Source organism: Rhizobacter sp. P3_C12, from assembly GCF_056402735.1.
This window is the reverse complement of record NZ_JBFUGW010000040.1, coordinates 14704-32428: the sequence shown is the minus strand read 5'-3', so window position 1 is coordinate 32428 and position 17725 is coordinate 14704. Positions and strand designations below refer to the sequence as shown.

14 protein-coding genes and 1 pseudogene are annotated in these 17725 nt (G+C 69.4%); 8 read left to right on the top strand and 7 right to left on the bottom strand.

What is annotated here, in order from left to right:
* The 3 genes and pseudogenes from AC1DXV_RS09350 to AC1DXV_RS09340 all read right to left on the bottom strand — a co-directional run.
* Positions 1 to 773 (bottom strand): annotated as a pseudogene (locus tag AC1DXV_RS09350) (hypothetical protein); the annotation flags it as partial.
* Positions 774 to 777: 4 nt separating this feature from the next.
* Positions 778 to 3942, bottom strand: a complete 3165-nt coding sequence (locus AC1DXV_RS09345; RefSeq protein ID WP_477933316.1) for a LamG-like jellyroll fold domain-containing protein — start codon at positions 3940 to 3942, stop codon at positions 778 to 780.
* Between the two features lie 264 nt (positions 3943 to 4206).
* A complete protein-coding gene (locus AC1DXV_RS09340) occupies positions 4207 to 5781 on the bottom strand; it encodes an AbfB domain-containing protein (RefSeq protein ID WP_477870138.1) in 1575 nt (524 codons plus the stop codon).
* Positions 5782 to 5963: 182 nt separating this feature from the next.
* Here AC1DXV_RS09340 and AC1DXV_RS09335 point away from each other — a divergent pair, with 182 nt between their 5' ends.
* A complete protein-coding gene (locus AC1DXV_RS09335) occupies positions 5964 to 6191 on the top strand; it encodes a hypothetical protein (RefSeq protein ID WP_477870140.1) in 228 nt (75 codons plus the stop codon).
* A 134-nt stretch (positions 6192 to 6325) separates the two neighbouring features.
* Positions 6326 to 6805 (top strand): carboxymuconolactone decarboxylase family protein, encoded by a 480-nt coding sequence (locus AC1DXV_RS09330; RefSeq protein WP_477870142.1) that lies wholly within the window; start codon positions 6326 to 6328, stop codon positions 6803 to 6805.
* On the opposite strand, the gene AC1DXV_RS09325 is transcribed toward AC1DXV_RS09330, so the two are convergent.
* On the bottom strand, positions 6798 to 7790 hold the full coding sequence (locus AC1DXV_RS09325; protein ID WP_477933314.1) for a LysR family transcriptional regulator: 993 nt from the start codon (positions 7788 to 7790) through the stop codon (positions 6798 to 6800). The two genes, AC1DXV_RS09330 and AC1DXV_RS09325, sit on opposite strands and share 8 nt — an antisense overlap.
* Positions 7791 to 7947: 157 nt before the next feature.
* Here AC1DXV_RS09325 and AC1DXV_RS09320 point away from each other — a divergent pair, with 157 nt between their 5' ends.
* The 4 genes from AC1DXV_RS09320 to AC1DXV_RS09305 are packed head-to-tail and all read left to right on the top strand — an operon-like array spanning position 7948 to position 10860.
* Positions 7948 to 8697 carry an SDR family oxidoreductase gene (locus AC1DXV_RS09320; protein WP_477868704.1) on the top strand — a complete coding sequence of 250 codons (750 nt, stop codon included), beginning with the start codon at positions 7948 to 7950 and terminating at the stop codon, positions 8695 to 8697.
* Positions 8698 to 8752: 55 nt separating this feature from the next.
* Entirely contained in the window at positions 8753 to 9634 is an 882-nt protein-coding gene (locus AC1DXV_RS09315) for an RNA polymerase sigma-70 factor (RefSeq protein WP_477868706.1), read from the top strand.
* A gap of 42 nt (positions 9635 to 9676) precedes the next feature.
* Positions 9677 to 10078 carry a TA system antitoxin ParD family protein gene (locus AC1DXV_RS09310; protein ID WP_477868708.1) on the top strand — a complete coding sequence of 134 codons (402 nt, stop codon included), beginning with the start codon at positions 9677 to 9679 and terminating at the stop codon, positions 10076 to 10078.
* A 35-nt stretch (positions 10079 to 10113) separates the two neighbouring features.
* Positions 10114 to 10860, top strand: coding sequence for a hypothetical protein (locus tag AC1DXV_RS09305; RefSeq protein WP_477868710.1), 747 nt, complete (start codon positions 10114 to 10116; stop codon positions 10858 to 10860).
* Positions 10861 to 10875: 15 nt separating this feature from the next.
* On the opposite strand, the gene AC1DXV_RS09300 is transcribed toward AC1DXV_RS09305, so the two are convergent.
* A complete protein-coding gene (locus AC1DXV_RS09300) occupies positions 10876 to 12660 on the bottom strand; it encodes a cellulase family glycosylhydrolase (protein ID WP_477868712.1) in 1785 nt (594 codons plus the stop codon).
* A 164-nt stretch (positions 12661 to 12824) separates the two neighbouring features.
* Here AC1DXV_RS09300 and AC1DXV_RS09295 point away from each other — a divergent pair, with 164 nt between their 5' ends.
* Positions 12825 to 13304: a DUF4275 family protein gene (locus tag AC1DXV_RS09295; protein ID WP_477868714.1), complete on the top strand. Its 480-nt coding sequence runs from the start codon at positions 12825 to 12827 to the stop codon at positions 13302 to 13304.
* A gap of 167 nt (positions 13305 to 13471) precedes the next feature.
* Here AC1DXV_RS09295 and AC1DXV_RS09290 read toward each other — a convergent pair whose 3' ends face one another.
* Entirely contained in the window at positions 13472 to 15292 is a 1821-nt protein-coding gene (locus AC1DXV_RS09290; protein WP_477933311.1) for an ATP-binding protein, read from the bottom strand.
* A gap of 291 nt (positions 15293 to 15583) precedes the next feature.
* Between AC1DXV_RS09290 and AC1DXV_RS09285 the strand changes: the two genes are divergently transcribed.
* Positions 15584 to 17338: an ATP-binding cassette domain-containing protein gene (locus tag AC1DXV_RS09285; RefSeq protein ID WP_477933309.1), complete on the top strand. Its 1755-nt coding sequence runs from the start codon at positions 15584 to 15586 to the stop codon at positions 17336 to 17338.
* Here AC1DXV_RS09285 and AC1DXV_RS09280 read toward each other — a convergent pair.
* On the bottom strand, positions 17254 to 17703 hold the full coding sequence (locus AC1DXV_RS09280) for a hypothetical protein (protein ID WP_477872192.1): 450 nt from the start codon (positions 17701 to 17703) through the stop codon (positions 17254 to 17256). The genes AC1DXV_RS09285 and AC1DXV_RS09280 overlap by 85 nt on opposite strands.
* Between the last annotated feature and the right edge of the window lie 22 nt (positions 17704 to 17725).

Genomic DNA, 17725 nt, shown 5'->3' with positions numbered 1-17725 from the left:
TCGCCGGTGTCGCGCGTGATCACCAGCACGCGGCCCGACGGGTAGGTGATGGTCATCAGGTCGCCGTGCGAGTAGGCGTACTTCACCGTCGTCTGAATCGGCGCCGTGTTCGCACCGGCTTTGGCGTTCACCGACTGCACGGCTTCGGTGATCCGGCCCCGTGGGTCGTACCTGAATCGGGCGAAACCGCTCGGGTGATCCACTCGGCTGAGCCGGCCGATGCTGTAGGTGTAGTCCGGGCCGGTGAGGTCCCAACTCCACGTGACGGTCTGGCTCGCTTGTCCGCTCTGGGTATAGACGAGGCTGGTGGGCCGATTCAGCTCGTCATAGGTGTAGGCCTGCGTCACACCACGACTGTCGGTGAGCGTCTTGAGGTTCCGTGCCGAGTCGTAGGTGATGTTCGTGATGCCGGTGTCCGGGCTGATCAGCTGCGTCGCATCGCCGAAACCATTGCGCGGGTACTGCGTGACCAGGTTGCGTGGGTCGGTCACCTTGGTCGGGCGTCCTCCGCCGTCGTACTCGATTGCGGTCCTGCCGCTCTTCGGATCGGTCAGCTCCTTCACGCGGTACTGCGCGTCGTAGCTCGCCTTGTTCTGCAGGTTCAGGCTGCTCGGGTCCTTCGTCACCTTGGTGGGATTGCCCTCAGCGTCGTATTCGTACGTCGCCACTGGCGTCGGTGACACCGGTGGAGGAGGAACTTGGGCCGTCGCTGCATGGGTCAGCAAGGCCGCAGCACCCGCGGCGATCAGGTTGTGCTTCATCGTCTTCTTCATGTTCTCACTCCCTGCCGTTGCTCTGCTGCGCACGGCCCAATACGTCCATCACCCGTGCCAGGCCACGCTTGAGCGCACCTGCCGGATCCTTCACGTGCTGGTCGGTCTGGTTGCCGGCGTTGTCGAGCACGTAGTCGATGCGGTTGGCCTTGTTGTCGTAGGCCGCCACCCGCCGATGCGCGTCGTCGTAGTCGAAGCCCACCCAGGTGCCGTTGTCGAAGATCACCTTCTTCAACTGACCCGCTGCGTCGTACGCATACGTCGTCGTCTCGCCACCGACCGTGTTCGTCAGCAAGCGCTGCCGCAGGTCATAGGTGTTCACCGTCACGATCCCCTGCGGGTCGGTGCTCTGCAAGACCTGTCCGTACTTGTTGTAGCGATCGAAGGTGGTCACCTGGCCCCTCGCGTTGGTGATGCTGCGCAGGTCGCCCTTCGTGTGATCGGCGTTCGTGTCGGGGTAGTAGTCCAGGCTCGACGCGTCGTTGACATCCGTGCGCGAGCCCTTGCTGGTCAACACTCTCCCCTCTGCGTCATAGGTCCAGCTCTGGACCTCGTTCGCCACCGCGGTGTTGAACAGCGACGGCACCGCCGGCGTCACCGGCTTGCCCGGCAGGCCGGCCGCCGGCGGCGTGAAGGCCGCCGTGTAGCGCGCCACGCCCTGGGTGATGCGCACTTCGTCGACCGCGCCGTTCAGGTACCACACGCCCTGGCCCGTGTCCGGCGTGCGCCCGATGTTCACCGGCGTGCTCGATGGGTAGATCGCCCCGTTGATCGCCACCGGCGCGCTCGGCACGCCGTTCAGGAAGATCCGCAGCGCCGTGCCCTGGCGCACCACCGCAATGTGGGCCCAGGTGTTCAGCGGGATCTGGTTCGCATGCCAGAGGCTGCCGGCATCGCTCGACCCGTCCTGCGACCAGCGCGTGGCCACCGAGCCGTTGGGGCCGGTCAGGATGTCGAAGCCCCGCGCCCCACCGTTGCCGTAGTTGCTCAGCAGCGTCGCGAAGTTGCCGTAGGCGTTCAGCCGCACCCAGGCTTCCACGGTGAAGTCATTCGCGCCCAGGTCCAGCGCCGCGCTCGGGGCGGTCACGTAGCTGCCCTGGTTGCCATCCAGCGCCAGGCCGCCACTGCCATAGCGTGCGGCCCCGGTGTTGACGGCCGCATTACCGAAGGCGCTGACCGGGTAGCCATTGACCGAGCTGTCGACCAGCCCCGCCGCGTTGCCGCCATCCAGGTGCAGCAGCAGGCTCACGTTCGCGTAGCTCGGATCCACGCCGTTCGGGTCCGCCGGCACCGCTGCTTTGCCGGCCAGCGCAAAGCGCTTGGTCCCGCTGTTGTCCAGCGTCGCCTGCGCCACCCGCTTGCACAACAGCGGCAGCGGCTTGCCGTCGGGCAAGGCAGCGGCCGCCGCGCAACTGGCGATCTGGTTGGCGTTGAACGGATCGCTCTGCCCGTGGTAGACCCAGGTCGTGAGCAGCTTCGGCCCCGCCTGTCGCACCGGCAGCGGCCAGTCCGGGTGCCACTCGGTGCTGGTCATGCGGCTGTTGCCCGGCAGGCTGCTCGCTTGGATGGCACTGCCGCAGTCATCGGTCTGCGCCAGCCCTTCCACCGTGGTCAGCGGCAGCTTGCGCTGCAGGTCGTTCGCGAAACAGCTTCTCGTGCCGTTGAAATCGTCCCGGCGGCTCAGGATGCCGTTCACATCGAACGCCTGGCTGCTGGTGCTGGCCGAGCATCCCGCACCCGCCGGCTGGCTGCGCCCGGTCAGGTACACCTTGTCGTTGATGACGGTGGTGCTGATGTCGCTCACCGCGCCGTTCGGGTCGGTCAGCGTCAGCCCGCTCGGCGCCACCCAGCGGTGGTCGCGCCACAGGATGTTGGTGGCCGCATCGTAGGTGTCGGTCACCTCCCAGCTCGGCGGCGTCGCGTAGGCGGCCGTGTAGTGGTCGGCACCGCCGGCCCACTGCGTCTCCACGGCCAGGCCGCGCTGGTCGTAGCCGTAGGTGGCCAGTCGCGCGCCGCGCTCGTCGACGATGCCCGTCACCGCCCACGGCAGGTCGCCGCGTTCGTAGAGGTACTGCCGCGTCTTGCCCGCCGGGTCGGTGATCAGGCTCAGGTTGCCATGGGTGTCATAGGCGATGAAGCTGCTGCCGGCATCGCTCGTGATCTGGCGGATGCGCGCCCGGGGTGCACCCGCGGGCCACTCGTAGCTGAAGCTGACGCGGCGGCCGGTCTGGTCCTGCAGCCCGGTCAGCAGGCCCGGCTCGGGCGTGCCGTCGGTTGCGGTGCTGTAGCTGTAGCTCAGCCGGTGGCCGTTCGTGTAGACCACGCTGAGCAGGCGACCCTCGGTGTCGTAGAGCTCCTCGGATTGCGCGGCCATGTCGGTGTAGCGCCAGCCGCCGCTGGTCTGCTGCAGGCGGTCGGGCACGTCGGCATCGGGCTGCCAGGTCCCCGCGTCGTCGCGCTTGAAGCCCTGCCAGCTGCCGTCGTCGCGCGTGGCCACCACGCTGCGCAACGCGTGGGCGGCATCGGTCTGGAAGATCAGGCGCTTGTGCAGGTTGCCGCGCCAGAATCCGCCGAACGAGACGCTCGCATTGGCGGCCAGCGCCGCAGCAGATGCCGCCTCCGGCGCGCTCTGCGGCGGCAGGTTCATCGTGTCGTACAGCGCCACCAGCGGCTGGCCGCCGATGCGGCCCACGCCGAGGTCCTCGCGCAGGCTCTTGCCGCCGCTGATCGGGTGGATCGGGTGCCCGGGCTGGAGCTGCGCCGGGCAGCTGCGCGGCGGGCCCTTGATGCGCGTCATCACCCAGGGGCCGCGGGTTTCGTAGGTGCCGCCCAGGATGTTGTCGGAGTGATGAATCTCGTCGCGGTAGCGGGAATCGATGACCTGGCGCATGCGGAAGTGCACGCCGTCGGTCTCATGGTCGAGGTAGGTGCACTCGCGGATCGTGTAGTCGTCCGGCGCATTGCGCACCGACGCGCAATACGAGCCGCTGACAGACTCCAGGATCCGGATCAGGTCACCGACCGCGGTCGGCACCGACGACGTCCACGCGCCGGTGGCCCCGTACCTCGCCTGGTACTGCGTGATGGGCTGTGCTGCAACCGATCCGACCCACCACAGGCACGCGTGCGCCATCAGCAGCATCAGCGCTGCCATCTTCCTGCGCTTCACCGAACGCTCCTCGTCTCGCCTCGACATCGGTGAACACCTGCGGTGTTCGACCGACTACCTGTGCTCGCGGCGAATCCTCTGGAGGAACTGCATCGGCGCGGCCAGCGAATTAGAAGAGAAGTGCGCCCGCGTTACAAGGCCTGCAGGGCACTGCGCCCATGCAAGTTTCGCAGCCCCTTTTGCGCGACGTGCATCGCGCGAGGGGGGCCAGTCTCGCGACAGCCGGCGATGAGATCGCCGGCCGATTCTCAACGGGTCAGCGGATCAGCGGCTCAGCCTGATCCAGTTCAGGTTCCACCCCCCCTGCAGCGCCTTCACCGCGATCTGCTGCTGCCCGGCGCTCAGCTGCACCTGGTGCGAGACCGTGGTCCAGTTCTGCCAGCCGCCGGTCGACGGCACGCCGAGGCTGCCGTACACCTGCGTGCCGCCGGCGCGCTCGAGCTGCAGCACGCCGCCGCCGCTCTGGCTCGCGACGCGGTACTGCACCGTCCACGTGCCGGCGCTGGGCACGTTCACGTCCCACACCACCCAGTCGTTGGCATCGATGTAGCCGAGGTTCTGGCCGCCTTCGGTGCAGGCTTCGGCCGTCATGCCCTGCATCACCGCGTAGTTCTCGGCCTCCAGCGTGATCGACGAGCCCTGCAGCAGCGGCGTGCGCGCGAAGGTCGCGTCGTTGCGGTCTCCATCGCTCGCGATGCTCTCGACGTACAGCAGCGAGCTGCGGTGGCGCAGGTAGCGGCCGGGGAAGTTCCACGATTCGAACGAGGTCGCGCCGGCATTGGCCAGGCCCGCACGCTGGTTGAAGGTGGCGTCCTGGCGGAACAGCGTCGAGTTGTCGTTCGCGTCGAGCCAGACCTCGCCGTTGCGGTGACGCAGGTAGCTGTTCGGGTAGTTCACCGACTGGAACGAGACGCCGCCGCCGGCCAGGCCCGGCACCATCGTCCAGTTGCCGTCGGCGATCGGCGAGACGCTGCCGGCCGGGTCGATGCGGCCGCGGCTCGCCTGGTGGCGGATCACGTTGCCGTCGATGTTCTGGCTGGTCCAGGCCGCCTGCGTCGTGGCCGCGGTGCCGGGCTGGTAGACCCGCACGTAGTCGACCAGCATGCGCGCCGGCAGCGCCCCTTCGTCGATGTTGAAGCCGGGCCAGTTGCCGCCCACCGCCATGTTCAGCAGCAGGAAGAAATCGCGCTGGAATTCATCGGTGCCGCCGGCGTTGTTGCTGATGTCGATCACGTGGTACTGCGCGCCGTCGACGAACCACTTGATGGTGTTCGTGTCCCACTCGACCGCGTACACGTGGTAGCTGTTGATGCTGGTGGCCACGTGCCCGCCGTACGACGCGTAGCTGCCGTTGGCGGCCTGCCAGTGCACGGTGCCGTAGACGTCGGCGCCGGTGTTGATCTGCTCCATGATGTCGATCTCGCCCGACGCGGGCCAGCCGACGCTCGAGATGTTGCTGCCCAGCATCCAGAACGCCGGCCAGGTGCCCTGCTTGCCCGGCAGCGCGATGCGCGCCTCGATGCGGCCGAACTTGAAGCTCTTCTTGCCCTGCGTCTTCATGCGCGCCGAGGTGTAGCGCATGCCGCCGAAATCCTCGCGCTTCGCGGTGATGACCAGCGCGTCGTTCTCGACCGTCGCGTTCTCGCGCCGGTAGTACTGCTGTTCGTTGTTGCCCCAGCCGCCCGAGCCGGTGCCGGTCTCGAAGACCCAGTCGGGGCTGATGCTGCCGTGGAATTCGTCCTGCCAGACGAGCTGCCAGTTCTGCGCGAACGCGAACGGCGCGCTGAGCAGGCCGATCAGGCCCAGCAGCAGCGCAAGCAAAGGTCGCAGTCTTCTCATGGTGTCCTCCAACGTGATGTGTGTGGCGATCGGCGCGGCTGCCGGGCACTCTGACGGTGCCCATCGCCGGATCCTAGCGGTTTTGCAAGCGGTTTCAGAAAGCACCACCTTGCAACGCGCCGCAGCGGTTCGCCAGGGGTGGCACGATGGCGATCCGAACCACTCACCCAGGGAAACCACCCATGAACGCCACCCACACCAAGTCCGGCATCACGGCGGAGCGCATCGCAAAGAAATTCCAGGGCCTGGCCCAGGCCAACGGCTGGGGCAACAACCCGGACGTGCAGGCCTTCGGCGCGCTGCTCGAGACCTTCTCGGAAGCGGTCGATGGCGAGCTCGATGCGCTGAAGATCCAGCTCACCGACGTGGCCGCGCAGGTGCGGGCGCTGACGCAGCCGCCCTCGCCCTGATTGGTGCCACGCGGTCAACACCGTGGTCCCTGCCGCAGGCCTTCCGCGGCGGGGTCCCCGTTCCTACGATCTGCCCATTCCGCACTCCGCAGAAACCGGGTACCCCAGCCGCACTGGGGATCAAGGAGCATGTGATGACCCAACGCATCAACTACGTCCACCAGGCGCCGGAACTCTTCAAGAAGTTCGTCGAGTTCGGCGGGCTGGTGAAGGACAGCACGATCGAGGAGAAGATCCACGACCTGGTCTCGATCCGCGCCTCGCAGATCAACGGCTGCGGCTTCTGCCTCGACATGCACGTCAAGCAGGCGACGATCCACGGCGAGCGCCCGCTGCGCCTGCACCACCTCGCGATCTGGCGCGAATCGACGCTGTTCGAACCGCGTGAACGCGCCGCACTGGCCTGGACCGAGGCGCTGACCACGCTGGCGCCGCAGGGCGTGCCCGACGACCTGTACGAGCGCGTGCGTGGCCAGCTGTCCGAGAAGGAACTGACCGACCTGACCTACGCGGTGATGAACATCAATGCGTGGAACCGCATCAACGTCGCGTTCCGCACCGTGCCGGGTTCGTCGGACACCGCGTTCGGCCTCGACAAGGCCAGGCTCAGCTGATCGACACCGTCCCGGGCAGCGGGCACGCGAGGTCGAGCGCGCGCGTCTCGGTGGTCATGTGGTCGATGAACACCCGGATGCGCGCCGGCAGCTGGCGCCGGCTCAGCCAGCACAGGTAGTGGCCACTGTCGTCCGGCGCCTGGCCGCCCAGGCAGGCCAGCAACTCGCCGCGGCGCAGCAGCTCGCAGGCCTGGTAGGCGGCCACCTGCGCCAGGCCCAGGCCGTCGAGCGCCGCCTGCAGCGCCAGCTCGACATCGTTGAAGGTGTGACGTGACGGCGGCACCAGCTTGCGTGGCTGGCCGTCGACCTTGAACTCCCAGTCGCGCACCCGCCCGGAGGCGAGCCGCAGGTTGATGCAGCGGTGCGCGGCCAGCTCGTCGACGCTGCGCGGCAGGCCGTGCCGGCGCACGTAGGCGGGCGATGCCACCACCAGCACCTGCATCGGCACCAGCTGCCTGGCGATCACCTGGCTGTCGTCCATGCGGCCGTCGCGGAAGGCCACGTCGATGCCGTCGGTCGTGAAATCGGCCGGTCGGTCGTCGAGCCGCAGCTCGAGCTCGATCTCCGGGTAGCGCGCCTGGAAGCCGCGCAGCAGCGGCGCCACCACCTTGCGGCCGAAGCCGGGCGTCGCCGCGATGCGCAGCGGCCCGCGCGGCGGCCCCTGGCGCAGCTCGCGCATGTCGTCGAGCGCCTGCACGATGTGCTCGACGCCGACGCGGCAGTTCGCATGGAACAGCTCGCCCTCGCGCGTCAGCGCGGTGCTGCGCGTGGTGCGGTGGAACAGCCGCGCATCGAGCTGGGCTTCCAGCTTCTGCACGCTGCGGCTCACCGCCGAGCGGCCGATGCCGAGCCGCTCGCCGGCCTTCGCGAAGCTGCCTTCGTCGACGACGGCGATGAAGGCGACCACGCCGGCATAGCTGGCCGCGAAACTGGCCGCCAGCGTGTCGGCCGCGGCAGGGGAAGCAAGGGAAGTTGAGGCGTCCATGCCCTGTAGAACACGCGAGCCCCCGGGTTTGTGACAGGCCGCCTGAAAAAAGATTGGTGCGCGGCAGGCAACAGCGTGGTCCCTGCCGCAGGGCTTCCGGGGGCGCGGTGCGCTCCCTAGCATCCGTTCCACCCTCCGCAACTCCTGAAAGCCCACCATGAAGATCGTCGTGATCGGCGGCTCCGGCCTGATCGGCAGCAAGCTCGTGCAACGCCTGGCCCGCAGCGGCCACGAGGTGCTCGCCGCCTCGCCCAATTCCGGCGTCAACACGCTCACCGGCGAGGGCCTGGCCGCCGCGCTGGCGGGCGCGAAGGTGGTGGTCGACGTGTCGAACTCGCCGTCGTTCGCCGACGACGCGGTGATGAGCTTCTTCCAGGTCTCGACCCGCAACCTGCTGGCCGCGGCGGCCGCCGCCGATGTCGGCCACCTCGTCGCGCTGTCGGTGGTCGGCACCGAGCGGCTGCAGGCGAGCGGGTATTTCCGCGCCAAGGCGGCCCAGGAGGCGCTGATCAAGGCCTCGCCGCTGCCGTACACGCTGGTGCACTCGACGCAGTTCTTCGAATTCCTCGGCGGCATCGCGCAATCGGGCACCGGGGCCGACGGCAAGACGGTGCGGTTGTCGCCGGCCTTCGTGCAGCCGATCTCGTCGGATGACGTGGCCGACGCGATGCACGACGTGGCACTCGGCAAGCCGCTGCGCGCGACGGTCGAGATCGCCGGCCCCGAGCGCGTCCGGCTGGCCGAGCTGGTGCGGCGCTTCCTCGCCGCCAAGGGCGACTCCCGCACCGTGGTCGACGACGCGCAGGCGCGCTACTTCGGCGCCGAGATCGACGACCGCACGCTGGTAGCGGGCGACGGCGCGCGCCTTGGCACGGTGAACTTCGAGGCGTGGTTCGCCGGGCAATGACCCGCCTGCACCCGCCGCCGTGGCTCAGAATGGGTGCTCCCGACCTCTTGCCCCGATGGACACCGCCTCGCTCGCCTTCAACGGCCTGCGGCCCCGGCTGCGCGGCATCGCCTACCGCATGCTCGGCTCGATGGCCGAGGCCGAGGAGGTGGTGCAGGACGCGTGGCTGCGCTGGCACGAGGCCGACTACGTGGCACACGACGACCCGACCGGCTGGCTGGTCACCGTCACGACCCGGCTGTCGATCAACCGGCTGCGCGCCGCGAAGGTCCAGCGTGAGCACTACGCCGGCCTGTGGCTGCCCGAACCGGTGCTGACCGACGCCGAGGATTCGCCGGAGCAGATGCTGGAGCGGGCCGACGACGTGTCGGTCGCCTTCCTGCTGATGCTGGAGCGGCTCGCGCCCGAGGCGCGCGCGGCCTTCCTGCTGCGCGAGGTGTTCGATGCCGGGTACGACGAGCTGGCCAGCGCGATCGGCAAGAGCGAAGCCGCCTGCCGGCAGCTGGTGCACCGGGCCCGCGAGCAGCTGCGCGACGAGCGGCCGCGCTTCGAGGTGTCGCCCGACACGCACCGGCGCCTGCTCGGCCGCTTCGCGCAGGCGCTGACCGGCGGCGACTTCTCGGCGCTGAAGGCGATGCTGGCCGACGACGCGGAGCTGATCGGCGACGGCGGCGGCAAGGTGTCGAGCTTCGGGCGGCCGATGCGGGGCGGCCAGCGCATCGCGCAGCTGTTCTTCGCGACGAACCTGCGCCTGAAGGACGGGCAGCGCATCGAGCTCGCGCTGATCAACGGCGAATGGGGCCTGCTGCGCTTCTTCGACGGAGTGCTCGAATCGGCGCAGACCTTCGAGACCGACGGCGAGCGCATCGTGCGCATCCACGTGCAGCGCAATCCGGACAAGCTGGTGCGGGTGGCGAAGGCGTTCGGGGGGTGCTGATGCCTTCTTGTTATGTCGTGAAATGCCACATAAGATGGCGGCATGGCCAAATCGATCCGCGTCTCCGACGGCGTCTATGAACTTGCCGCGGCAGCCGGCGAGGCGGTTCACCGCTCGCTGGCGGAGCAGATCGAGTACTGGGTGCGCCTGGGCGCGGCCCTCGATGCCGCCGGCATCACGATGGAAGAGTCGCTGCTGTTGTTGCAGGGCGACCCTGGCGTCAAGGAGCGGATCCTGGCCCACGTCACGTCCACACCGGGGAATACCCGCCGACGCAAGACCTACACCGGCGCGGCATCGATCACCGCCCGGAAGGCGGAATTCGAGCGCGCCGTCGAGCGCGGCGAACGCGACCCGGAAAGCCTCTTCCTGTTCTCGCGTGAACGGGTGAAGGCAGCCAAGGTCACCGAGCGCTTGCCGGCCAGGCCGGGCAAGGGGTGGTGACACGGCGCAGGGCAGCCGAAACACCATGGCATGTGGTGGAGAAGCTGCTGAGCGTCTGCGACGACGGCGAGGTGCTCGTCGGCGGCCAGGCGCTGATGTTCTGGGTGGCCCGGTACGGCCTGAGCGTGCCAAAGCAGTTGCCGGTCATCTCCCAGGATGCCGACTTCCTGACCCAATCGCCCACCGCAACCGATTCCGTCGAGAAGTTCGCCCGTGCCATCCACGGCCAGGCCCGCTTTGCGCGTCGCCAGGCGCTCACGTCGCTCGTCGGGCAGGTCGAGCTCGATCTCTCGGCCGAGGAATTCGTCAACGTCGACATCATCTTCAAGGTGATCGGTCTCGACGCGAAGAAGGTCCTGCAGCGCGCGATGCACATCGAGTTCGGCCGGCACGGCTTCCTGGTGATGCATCCGCTCGACCTGCTCTGCAGCCGCACGGCCAACCTGCATGAGCTGCCGAACAAGAAGACCGAGAAAGGCGCACTGCAGCTCGGCCTGGCGATCGGCGTCGCGCGCGAGTTTCTTCGCGAGAGGGCCGCGAGCATCGCCCCCTCCGAGACCGCCGCCGGCCGCAGCCCGCTGCAGACCCTCGTGTCGGAAATCGAACGGCTCGCACTCAGCGACGCCGGCCGCAAGGTCGCGGCCCGCTGGGAGCAGCACGTGGCCGATGCGATCGACCCGAGCCTGATCCCGGCCGGCCCGTTCTGGACGCGCAAGTGGCCGGCGCTGCGGACCTTGATGTCCGCCGCCCATGCGGAGCGTTTCGCGCCCCCTGACGCCTGACCCTCGCCGTGACGTCTACTGCACGCCGGGCGTCACGCTGAACCAGTTCAGGTTCCAGCCGCCGGTCTGCGCCTTGAAGCCAAACTTGTGCGTGCCCGCGGTCAGCGTCAGCGTCGCCTTGACGGTGGTCCAGTTCTGCCAGCCGCCGGTGGCCGGCACCGACACTGTCGCGTACACCGGCGTGCCGCCCGCCTCCTCGAACGAGAACCAGCCGCCGCCGTTCAGGCTCGCGACGCGGAACGCGATCGTGTAGGTGCCGGTGCTCGGGACCGTGATCGGCGTGTTCACATACGACAGCCAGTCGCCCGCATCGATGTAGCCCACCGACTGCCCGCCGCCACTGTCGGTGGTGGCCTCGGTCTGCACGCCGCTCATCTGCGAGAACGTGCTCGCCTTCACGGTGGCGATCGCCGCCCCGCCGCTGTCGGCGCGTTCGACCTGCAGCCAGTTCAGGTTGAAGCCGCCGGTCTTCGTCGACACGCCCAGCACCTGCTTGCCGGCCTTCAGCGCGACCACGTGCGACACCGTCGTCCAGTTCTGCCAGCCGCCGGTGCTGGCGATGTTGACCGTGCCGAACACCGGTGTGCCGCCGCCCTGCTCCAGCTGCAGGCTGGCGCCGCTGGCTGCGGCGGCCACGCGGTACGAGACGCGGTAGTTGCCGTCGGCCGGCACGTCGACCGCATAGGTCATCCAGTCGCCTGCGTCGATATAGCCCAGGTTGTTGCCGCCGCCGGCATCGGCGGTGGCCTCGACCTGCACGCCCGACATCTGGCACCAGCCCTCGGCCTGCAGCGTCGCCGGCACCGCGGTGTTGCTGCAGGTCGTCGGCGCCGGGGCCGGCCAGCCCTGCACGATGCTGCGCGCGAGCTTGCCCGAGGCGGTCAGCGACGATTCGGGCCAGCCGCCGGTCGCGCTCGCGCCGCCCACCAGCGCGGCCGAGCCTTCGGGTGCGTCGTCGAGCGCCCAGTTCGCATTGCTCAGCTTGCGCGCCTTCATGAAATCGACCCAGGCGGCGGTCTCGGCGGTGGCCACGCCGCCGTTGCCGTCGGCATTCACCGAACCCCATTCGGTGACGAACAGCGCGAGGCCGTTGTTCATCGCGGTGGTCGCCTTGTCGCGCAGCCCCTGGCCGTGCGTGCCGGCGTAGAAGTGCAGCGTGTAGGCGATGTTCGAGAAGCCGGTGATCGGGTCGCGCGACGCCACGTCGGCGTCCTGCGACCAGTTCGGCGAGCCGACGATGATCAGGTTGTCCGGGTCGATCGCGCGGATCGCGCCGATCACCGCCTGCGCATACGGCTTCACGTTGCCGCTCCAGCTCGCGTCGTTCTTCGGCTCGTTGTAGATCTCGTAGATGACGTGGTTGTTCTTGCCGTAGGTGCGCGCCATCTCCTGGAAGAACTCGATCGCCTGCGCCTGGTACTGCCAGGCGTAGTGCGAGTGCCAGTCGATGATCACGTACAGGTCGTTGGCGATCGCCGCGTCGACCACCGCCTTCAGCCGCGCCTTGTTCGAGGCCGGGTCCTGCAGGTAGCCGCCGGCATCCTCGACACCCATCGCGGCGCGCACCACCTTCGCCTTCCAGTCCGACTTGAGCCAGCCCACGGTGCTCGCGTTGTAGTACTTCGCGCCCGGCCAGCCGTTGTTGCTCCAGTAGTAGCTGACGCCCGACAGGCTGCCCGGCGTGCCGCCCACCTGCAGCTGGTTGCCGCTGACCGACAGCGCCGGCACGTCGGCCAGCGCGGGGCTGGCGGCGAGCACGGCCAACAGCGCGGCGGCGAGGCCCGCACGCAGCGAAGACATTGAATTCTTGTTCGACACCATCACGCTCCCTTCGGTATGAAACCGTTTTCAAAATGGAGTATCGAGCGTAGGGGAGATTCGCGGCGGCCCGCGTTCCGGCCGGGTAACAGCGGGTTTCAGTGCGCCGGTTTCGGTGAGCATGCCGGTGCGCTAGAGTGCGCGCGATGGTCGATCGCCGCCTCCACGAACCGCTGGTCACGCCGGGCCCGGTGACGCACACCTTCACGAAGCAGGAGGTGGCCGCGCTGGTCGCGCAGTGGCTCGAGGTCTTCGGCCAGGATCGCTCTGGCGCCAATGCACGCGCCTACCTCTGGCACGTCTTCAGCTTCGAGCGCTACCCGAGCCTCTCGGGCGTTCCGGCACAGGCCGCGTACGACCAGCAGCAGGCGCACGAGTACATCGTGTTGTCCAACGACCGCGACCTCGCATTCAAGACCGACCAGCGCCCGGTGCGGGCGATGCTGCGCGACTACCAGGTGTTCCCGCCGAACCTCGCCTGGACGATGTCGTTCACGCACGAAGACGGCTGGCTCGGGCCGTACTTCGCGAAGCACCCTCAGTACGACAGGCTGAATGCGATCAACCTGGCGAAGATTCAGAAGGCACACGACATCGCGGCCGCACGGCGCAAGGGCTGGCTCTGAGCACGACAGGCGCTTGACGGCGCCCGGCCGTTGCAAAGAACCCCGTTCGCCCTGAGCTTGTCGAAGGACCTGAGCTTGTCGTGGGCCTTGCACGCTTCGGGCGCAACCCTTCGACGGACGGGCCCTCGACAAGCTCGGTCCCTGCTCAGGGCGAACGGTCTTGTCAGTCACCACGTCGACGCCGGCGGCGCCCGGTGCGCCGTCCAGCGTTCGATCACGGCGGCCAGCATCGCGGTGCTGACCGGCTTCGTGACGACGTCGTTCATGCCGGCCTCCAGGCAGCGCTCGCGGTCGCCGTCGAGCGCATCGGCGGTCAGCGCGACGATCGGCGTGTAGCCGCCCTGCTCGCGCTCCCACGCGCGGATCTGGCGCGCCGCGTCGTGGCCGTCCATCACCGGCATGTGCAGGTCCATGAAGATCAGGTCGTGCCGGAACTCCTGCGCGGCGCGCAATGCGGCCGCGCCGTCGGCTGCGATGTCGACCTCGCAGCCCAGCTTCACCAGCATGCTGTGCAGCACCATCTGATTGACCGGATCGTCCTCGGCGAGCAGCACGTGCACGCGCAGCGGGCCGCGTGGCTCGGCCGGTTCGGTAGGCAGCGCCGACAGCGTGGTCGCGGCCGGCACCGGCGTCGCGCTCGATTTCTTCATGTCCAGCTCGACCCAGAAGGCCGAGCCGACGCCCGGCTCGCTGGTGACGCCCAGGCGCCCGTCCATCAGCTCCACCAGCTGCTTGACGATCGCGAGGCCCAGCCCGCTGCCGCCGTGGCGGCGCGTGCTGCTGCCGTCGACCTGCGTGAACGCGTCGAAGATCAGCCCCAGCTTGTCGGCCGGGATGCCGATGCCGGAGTCCTCGACCCGAAAGCGCAGCCGCACCGCCTCGGGCGTGTCGGCGAGCAGCGTGACGACCAGCGCGACCGTGCCGCGCTCGGTGAACTTGATCGCGTTGTGCAGCAGGTTGACCAGCACCTGCCGCACCCGCACCGGATCGCACTCGACGACGGCCGGCAGCGCGGTGGGCAGCGAGCAACTCAGCGTCACCGGCTTGTCGCGGCCGGCGAAGCTCATCAGCTCGACGGTCTCGGCGGCGAGCGTGCCCACGTCGACCGCGGTCGGGTGCAGCGTGAGCTTGCGGGCCTCGATGCGCGACAGGTCGAGCACGTCGTCGATCAGCGCGAGCAGCGCCATCGCCGAGCGGTGCGCGGTCTTCGCGTAGCGGTGCTGGTCGGGCTGCAGCTCGGTCGTCAGCAGCAGCTCGGTGGTGCCGAGGATGCCGTTCATCGGCGTGCGGATCTCGTGGCTCACCATCGCGAGGAACTGCGACTTGGCGCGGCTCGCCTGCTCGAGGCTGTCGACCATCTCGCGCGCCGAGCGCACCGCGATGCGCATGCGGTTGCGCAGCCGCTCGATCACCAGGCCCGTCACCGACAGGTAGGCGCCGAGCACGTACATCGTCGCGGCGATCGCGAGCCGCTCGAGCCACTGCACCGCGGCCGGCTCCCAGGTCCACAGCCACAGCGCGTAGACCAGGTAGGCGACCACCGCCACGTGGTTGAACCAGAACGCGCGCCGGAAACCGAAGCCGACCTGGTCGGCCACCCGCATCAGCAGCAGGTAGGCGAAGAAGAGGTTGGATTTCTCGAGGTAGTGCAGGTTCGCGATCCACACCAGCACGTCGACGTGGAACAGCAGCAGGCTCAGGTCGAGCCGGCCGGTGCGCTTCCAGCCGACGCGCAGCGCGATCCAGCCGACCGCGGCGTACAGCAGGTTGATGCCGATCAGCGCGAGCTGCAGCGGCGCCAGCACCGTGCCCTCGCGCCACGCCTGCAGCACCACCATCAGGCAGACGATCACGAAGCCGACCGCGCGGATCGCCGGGATCTGCACGGTGTGGACGCGACGCGCATTCGCAGCCTTGCGCGCGGCCAGCTCGCCGGCCTCGAACGCGAGGCCGGGCTCGTCGCCGGGACTGGGGGCTGTCGTCTCCACGTCGCGCCTTTGCGGTGATGCGCTTTGCTGGGTGTGCGCAGGATGGTACGCGGTCCTACAACGCAACCTGGCCCCGCATCCCACCTTTGGAGGGTCCGCCGCCGACCGTTCATCCTTCAAGTTGATGACGGCGCGTTGACGATGCGCGACACCGTCGCTAGGATCGCCGCTTTTCCACCCCTGCCTGCCCGTCCGATGCGCCGCTGAGCCTTTCCCTCGAACGCCGTTCCACGCCCCCTTGATGCGGCGTGGCGTGCCTGCTTCTTCGGAAGCTTCCTCGGAAAGCCAGCCATGTCATCGATCTCCACGGGCCCGCGCCCGTCCGGGGCGCATCCGCCCGCCCCTCCTGCTTCTTCCTTCTCGTCTCCGTCGTTCGCGTTCCAGTTGCGCGATGTGCAATGGCGCACGCCCGACGGCCGCGCGCTGTGGTCGACCCCGCTGTCGCTGTCGATCGGGCCCGGGCGGCTCGGCATCGTCGGGCGCAACGGCGTCGGCAAGAGCGTGCTGGTGCAGCTGCTGACCGGTGACCTCGAGCCCTCGGGCGGCCGCGTCGAACGCGCCGGCCGCGCGCATCGGGTGTCACCCCCGCTGCTCGCGCACGACCCGCGGCGCGTGGCCGATGCGATGGGGCTGGCCGCGGCGCTCGCGGCGGTCGATCGCCTTGCGGCGGGCCTCGCGACGGCCGATGACCTGTTGCTTGCGGACGGCCAGTGGGACCTGCCGGCGCGCATTGCGCAGGCGCTGACCGACGCCGGCCTGCCCGGCCTCTCGCCCGGCACGCCGATGGCCGCGCTGAGCGGCGGCGAGCGCATGCGCGTCGCGTTGGCCGGCGCGATGGCGGCCGAGGCCGACTGCCTGGTGCTCGACGAGCCGAGCAACCACCTCGATGCGCCGGCGCGTGCGTGGCTGCAGCGCTGGCTGCGCCAGTGCCAGCGCCCGGTGGTGCTGGTGAGCCACGACCGGCAGCTGCTGCGTGCGGTCGACCGCATCGTCGAACTCGGGCCGCGCGGCCTGTCGGTCTACGGCGGCGACTACGGCCTGTACGTCGCGCAGCGCGACGCGCAGGCGGCCGCGGCCGGCGCGGCGCTCGCCCATGCGCGCAACGAGCGCGACACCACGCTGGCCCGGCTGCGCCGCGAGCACGACGCGCGGCAGCGCAAGCAGTCGCAGGCGCGCCGCAGCGCCCGCAGCGCGAACCTGTCGGCGATCACGATCAACGGCATGCGCGAGACGGCCGAAGCCACGAACGCGCGCGACGTGAAGCGCGATACCGGCACCCGCCACGCGCTCGACGCTGCGGTGCGCGATGCGGCCCGGCGCGTCGCGCAGGAGCCGGCGGTGTTCGTCGCGCTGCCGGCCAGCCGCGTCGTGCCCGGCAAGCTGGTGCTGCGCCTCGACGAGCTCCAGCTGCCGCACGGTGACACGCCGGTGCGCGACGCGTCGTTCAGCGGCCCGGTGCGCATCGCGCTGACCGGCCCGAACGGCTGCGGCAAGAGCACGCTGCTGCGGGTGATCGCCGGCCTGCTGCCGCCGGCCGCGGGCAGCGCGACGCTGCATGTGCCGTTCGCGGTGCTCGACCAGGACGGTGCGGCCGCGCTGCCGGCGCAGCGCACCCTGCTGGAGCACCTGCGCGATCTCGACAGCCCGCTGCCGCCCGCCGAGTTGCGCACCCGCCTGGCCCAGCTGCGCCTGGGTGCGGCACACGTCGCGCTGCCGATGGGCGCGCTGAGTGCGGGCGAGCGCCTGAAGGCCGCGCTCGCCTGCGCGCTGTGGCGCGGCCAGCCGGCCTGCCTGCTGTTGCTGGACGAGCCGACCAACCACCTCGACCTCGACAGCACGCTGGAACTGCAGCGCGCACTGCAGGGCTTCGAGGGCGCGCTGCTGGTGGCGAGCCACGATGCGGAGTTCATCGAGGCGCTGCGGCCAAGCCACCGCTGGCAGTGGCCGGCGTGTTCAGCCGATCACTTGCGCTCGGGATCGGCCGGCATCACGGCCGAGGCCGCGTTCTCGACCGGGCCGACGGTGCGCGTCACCAGTTCGCGGTAGATGCCGCCGGCCGCGGCGCTGCCGCTGGTCGTGCCCTGCCCTTGCATGCGCGCTTCGCAATCCTTGCGGTCTTCCATCGGCAATGCGGCGCAACGCCTGGTCGCGTTGCGGGCAAGGCTGGGATCCGGATCGGGCAGGCGGCCGCCCTGTGCCGCGGCGAGTGCGGCGCGCGCCTCCTGCATGCAGGTCGCACGGTCCTGGTTCGAGCGGCCGCTGTTGCAGACGGCGCTGTCCTGCTCGAAGCGGGCGCGGGCGGTTTGCGGGGCCGTCCTGTCGGCGGCCATGCTGGCGGAGACGCTCAGCACCATCAGCGGTGCCAGCGCGAACGAGCGCAACAAAGTGGGCAACAAAGTGGAAGTCTTCATGAACGGCTCCTTCAAGCAGTGG

Bases quoted from the DNA above. Each gene is read 5' to 3' on its own strand.
- AC1DXV_RS09295 (WP_477868714.1), top strand. From the start codon at position 12,825: ATGGTCGATCGCCGCCTCCACGAACCGCTGGTCACGCCGGGCCCGGTG.
- AC1DXV_RS09330 (WP_477870142.1), top strand. From the start codon at position 6,326: ATGACCCAACGCATCAACTACGTCCACCAGGCGCCGGAACTCTTCAAG.
- AC1DXV_RS09285 (WP_477933309.1), top strand. From the start codon at position 15,584: ATGTCATCGATCTCCACGGGCCCGCGCCCGTCCGGGGCGCATCCGCCC.
- AC1DXV_RS09335 (WP_477870140.1), top strand. From the start codon at position 5,964: ATGAACGCCACCCACACCAAGTCCGGCATCACGGCGGAGCGCATCGCA.
- AC1DXV_RS09300 (WP_477868712.1), bottom strand. From the start codon at position 12,660: ATGTCTTCGCTGCGTGCGGGCCTCGCCGCCGCGCTGTTGGCCGTGCTC.
- AC1DXV_RS09320 (WP_477868704.1), top strand. From the start codon at position 7,948: ATGAAGATCGTCGTGATCGGCGGCTCCGGCCTGATCGGCAGCAAGCTC.
- AC1DXV_RS09280 (WP_477872192.1), bottom strand. From the start codon at position 17,703: ATGAAGACTTCCACTTTGTTGCCCACTTTGTTGCGCTCGTTCGCGCTG.
- AC1DXV_RS09310 (WP_477868708.1), top strand. From the start codon at position 9,677: ATGGCCAAATCGATCCGCGTCTCCGACGGCGTCTATGAACTTGCCGCG.
- AC1DXV_RS09325 (WP_477933314.1), bottom strand. From the start codon at position 7,790: ATGGACGCCTCAACTTCCCTTGCTTCCCCTGCCGCGGCCGACACGCTG.
- AC1DXV_RS09340 (WP_477870138.1), bottom strand. From the start codon at position 5,781: ATGAGAAGACTGCGACCTTTGCTTGCGCTGCTGCTGGGCCTGATCGGC.
- AC1DXV_RS09315 (WP_477868706.1), top strand. From the start codon at position 8,753: ATGGACACCGCCTCGCTCGCCTTCAACGGCCTGCGGCCCCGGCTGCGC.